The organism is uncultured Dialister sp. (assembly GCF_900538805.1).
Taxonomy (GTDB): Bacteria; Bacillota; Negativicutes; order Veillonellales; family Dialisteraceae; genus Dialister.
Genome location: NZ_UPZP01000139.1, coordinates 1 through 4,269, shown reverse-complemented (window position 1 = coordinate 4,269; position 4,269 = coordinate 1). Strand labels below are relative to the sequence as shown.

Annotated in this window: 4 protein-coding genes; all 4 read right to left on the bottom strand. The window is 52.0% G+C overall.

Annotated elements, in window-relative coordinates; genetic code table 11:
* Nucleotides 1-760: 760 nt before the first annotated feature.
* On the bottom strand, nt 761-1,318 hold the full coding sequence (gene frr / locus QZQ29_RS09020) for a ribosome recycling factor (protein WP_296962524.1): 558 nt from the start codon (nt 1,316-1,318) through the stop codon (nt 761-763).
* Between the two features lie 2 nt (nt 1,319-1,320).
* Nucleotides 1,321-2,049: a UMP kinase gene (pyrH, locus tag QZQ29_RS09015; RefSeq protein ID WP_296962522.1), complete on the bottom strand. Its 729-nt coding sequence runs from the start codon at nt 2,047-2,049 to the stop codon at nt 1,321-1,323.
* Between the two features lie 107 nt (nt 2,050-2,156).
* Nucleotides 2,157-3,035, bottom strand: a complete 879-nt coding sequence (gene tsf, locus QZQ29_RS09010) for a translation elongation factor Ts (RefSeq protein ID WP_296962520.1) — start codon at nt 3,033-3,035, stop codon at nt 2,157-2,159.
* A gap of 86 nt (nt 3,036-3,121) precedes the next feature.
* Nucleotides 3,122-3,901 (bottom strand): 30S ribosomal protein S2, encoded by a 780-nt coding sequence (gene rpsB, locus QZQ29_RS09005; RefSeq protein WP_296962518.1) that lies wholly within the window; start codon nt 3,899-3,901, stop codon nt 3,122-3,124.
* Nucleotides 3,902-4,269 lie beyond the last annotated feature (368 nt).

Genomic DNA, 4,269 nt, shown 5'->3' with positions numbered 1-4,269 from the left:
AGGTTCAAAAGGTTCAGAGGGTTCAGAGGGGAAGGTATCGCCTTCGGCGATGAGTATATAGTCAGCGTTACGGGATTTACGCTTGTGTCTCCAGTGCTGCATGACGAAGAGCCAGAGCCCCCTTCCACAGGAAGGGGGTGGCGCCGTAGGCGACGGAGGATAGGGGCGTCAGTTCTTGGGAAAAAATTCGGACCTATCCTCAGGGCTTCGCCCAGCTCCTTCCTGAGGAAGGAGCCTGACGTTACGGGATTGCCTTCCCGCCCCCATCGTCATTCTGAGCGTCAGCGAAGAATCTCGGTACTCGAAGCATATGATACAAATGCTATTAAATACCGGTCGGCGGGAAGGCCGCTCTATGCTTTTCCTTGGCTTCATATGCGATGAATAGCATTCCGCTGATTGGCTCACTGCGTTCGCCACCCCCTATCCCGCTTCGCGGGACTTCCCCCTATTCAGGGGGCAGAATAAACCGCTCTACGCTTATCTTTGGTATCATGTAGCACACCGCTGAGTGCCCACCTTGCCCCCGGCTCTGCCGGGGGCAAGGTGGTGGCGCAGCCACCAAAGGGGGTGCGCTTTTCCCCGCCCGCAGGGCGGTTTGCCTGTTTTCCCACGGGCGAAGCCCGGTTGTAAAGGTTTTTTTATACTGGCGCCGCAGGCGCCTACCACAACCCTCACGGCCGAAGGCCGTGTCAAACTTAAGCCCCTTTAGAACCTTCGGCCCGAAGGGCCGTCACCCTGGACTGCTCTGCAGCCCCAATCACACAGACATGATTTCCTTAATCTTCCTGTCGGTGACAGCTTCCACTTCTTTGATTTTCTTATCGGTGAGTTTCTGGATTTTGTCTTCGGTGTCTTTAATGACGTCCTTGGACACGTCGCTGTTCTTTTCTTCTTTCTTGAGGAACACGTTGCCGTCGCGGCGGATGTTGCGGACTGCCACTTTGGCTTCTTCGGACTTCTTGTTTACCACTTTCACCAGTTCCTTGCGCCGTTCTTCGGTGAGCTGGGGAATGGCCATGCGGATGAGGTTGCCGTCGTTCATAGGAACGAGGCCCAGGTCGGACTGGAGGATGGCTTTTTCGATTTCCTTCAGAAGGGTCTTATCCCAGGGCTGGACCACCAGCATTCTGGCTTCCGGCACGGATACGGTGGCCACCTGGGTCACCGGGGTGCGGCTGCCGTAGTATTCAACGAATACACGGTCCAGGAGGCTGGCGTTGGCCTGGCCGGTGCGAATGGAGGTGAATTCGTTTTTCAAAGCGGTAATGGATTTGTCCATTTTTTCAGATAAGGTTTTCAGTTCGTCTTCGTACATAATTATTTCCTTTCAATGAGGGTGCCCAGGGTTTCTCCTTTGCACGCTTTCACAATATTTCCGGGAACGTCGATATTAAATACAACGATGGGGATATTATTGTTCATGCACAGCGTAATGGCGGTGTTGTCCATGACGGCCAGCTGTTTCTGCAGCACATCGTTATAGGTGAGGTGGGTAAACATTTTGGCTTCCGGATGGTACTTGGGATCTGCATCGTACACGCCGTCGGTCTGTTTCTTGGCCATGAGCATGACGTCCGCTTCGATTTCCGCGCTGCGGAGGGCCGCCGTGGTATCGGTGGTGAAATAGGGATTGCCGGTGCCGGCGCCGAAGATGACCACCCTTCCCTTTTCCAGGTGGCGGATAGCCCGGCGGCGGATGTAGGGTTCTGCAATCTGGCGCATTTCAATGGCGGTCTGCACGCGGGTGGATACGCCCAGTTTTTCCAGTGCGTCCTGCAGGGCTACGGAGTTGATGACCGTAGCCAGCATGCCCATGTAGTCGGCGGATGCGCGGTCCATGCCGCCCTGGCTGCCTTTGAGTCCTCTCCAGATGTTGCCGCCGCCTACGACGACGGCGATTTCCACGCCGGATTCAGCGGCTTCCTTGATTTCCCGCGCCAGACGGTAAACCACTTCGGGATCAATGCCGAAGCCCTTGTCATTGGCCAGGGCTTCGCCGGATAATTTCAGCATAACTCTTTTATAATGTTTCGTTTCAGCTTCCATGGTACACCCCCAGAAACAACATAACAGTTCCTTATCTATTATATAGTAATTTTCTCCCATTTACAAAATAAGAGAACACTAAAAAGTGTCCTCTTATAATTGTTGGATTACTGATTCAGCTGTTTTGCAACTTCTGCTGCCAGATCGTCCTGTTTCTTTTCAATGCCTTCACCCAGCTGGAAACGGGCAAAACGGAGAACATCCGCATTCTTGGACTTCAGAAGTTTGGCAATGGTGAGATCGCCGTCTTTAATGAATTCCTGGTCTACCAGGCATACTTCCTTGTAGTACTTGTTGATTCTGCCAAGAACCATCTTTTCGATAATCTTTTCCGGCTTGCCTTCGTTTCTTGCTTCCACAGCAAGAACTTCTTTTTCATGTTCGATTTCAGCCTGCGGAACTTCGGTGCGGTTGAGGTAGGACGGGTTGGCTGCAGCTACCTGCATGGCAATGTCCTTGCCCAGTTCGTCGTCTCCGCCTTTCACTTCCACGAGAACGCCGATCTTGCCGCCGCCGTGGATGTAGCTGTAAACCTTGCCTTCAGCGCTTTCATAACGTACGAAACGGCGTACGGAAATGTTTTCGCCGATTTTGGCAACAGCTTCGGTTACGGTGTCTTTTACGGATTTGCCGTTCATGTCGGATGCCAGGAGGGCTTCCACATCGGCAGGATTAACAGCCAGAATCTGCTTGGCAATGGATGCGGCCAGTGCTTTGAAGTCGTCGTTGCTTCCTACGAAATCGGTTTCGCAGTTGACTTCAACGATGGTACCGGTTTTGCCATCTTCGGAGATAGCGGAAACTACAGCACCTTCAGCAGCTACGCGGCTTGCCTTCTTCGCAGCCTGGGACAGGCCCTTTTCGCGGAGAATATCGACAGCCTTTTCCATGTCGCCATCAGCTTCAACCAGTGCTTTCTTGCAGTCCATCATGCCTGCACCGGTTTTAGTACGCAGATCTTTTACCATACTAGCTGTGATTTTCATCTTATGACCTCCATCATAAAATTCAAGGTGTTTGTCTAAGTTACGGGCAGAGCCCCGGGGCTTTAAGGAAGCCCCTATCCTGTAAATTATTCCTTGTCTGCAGCGGTTTCTTCAGCAGCTTCTTCAGCGGGAGCTTCAGCAGCTTCGCCTGCTTCTTCAGCGGCAGCAGCTTCTTCTTCCTGCTGGCCCTGGCGGCCTTCGAGAACGGCATCAGCCATTTTGCTGGTGAGCAGTCTTACAGCGCGGATAGCGTCATCGTTGGCAGGAATCGGGAAATCGATGACATCGGGATCGCAGTTGGTATCAACGGTAGCCACAACGGGAATGTGGAGCTTGTGAGCTTCAGCAACAGCGATTTCTTCCTTCTTGGAATCGATGATGAAAATAGCTCCCGGCAGTCTCTTCATGTCTTTGATACCGCCCAGGTTCTTTTCCAGCTTTTCCAGTTCTCTCTTCATGAGGATAACTTCCTTCTTCGGATACTGGTCGGTGGTGCCTTCTTCAAACATCTTTTCCAGTTCTTTCAGACGGTTGATACGGGTCTGGATGGTGCGGAAATTGGTGAGCATGCCGCCCAGCCAGCGTTCGTTCACGTAGAACTGGTTGCAGCGGGTAGCTTCTTCCTTCACGGAATTCTGGGCCTGCTTCTTGGTGCCTACAAAGAGAATCGGTTCGCCCTTAGCTGCCACATCACGGATGAAAGCATAAGCTTCTTCCACCTTCTTCACGGTCTTCTGCAGATCGATGATGTAGATACCGTTGCGTTCGGTGAAAATGAACCGAGCCATCTTCGGGTTCCAGCGACGGGTCTGATGACCGAAATGAACGCCTGCTTCTAACAACTGTTTCATGGATACAACTGACATAATAAAAACCTCCTGTTAATAACCTCTGCCCGCTTCTTCTTCCATAACCACCCTGTCAGAGGGCACAGATATGAAATCCACGGACATGTGTACTTGTACTCAAGCTTTTTTATTTTATCAAAAAGAAATGGGAGATGCAAGGGGTAAATTTGACACGCCCTGCGGGCGTGAGGGTTGACGGCCCGAAGGGCCGAAGGTTGTGTAGAAGGGTTATGTAAAAGGGTTGTGTAGAAGGTTCAAAGGATTCAAAGGGTTCAGAGGGGGTGGTATCGCCTTCGGCGATGAGTTTTATATGCTGTGGAGGTCCTGCATAGGACCTCCAAGTCAGCCAAAGTTGGCCCTTAGCCTGCCCATAAAAGGGCCTTCCT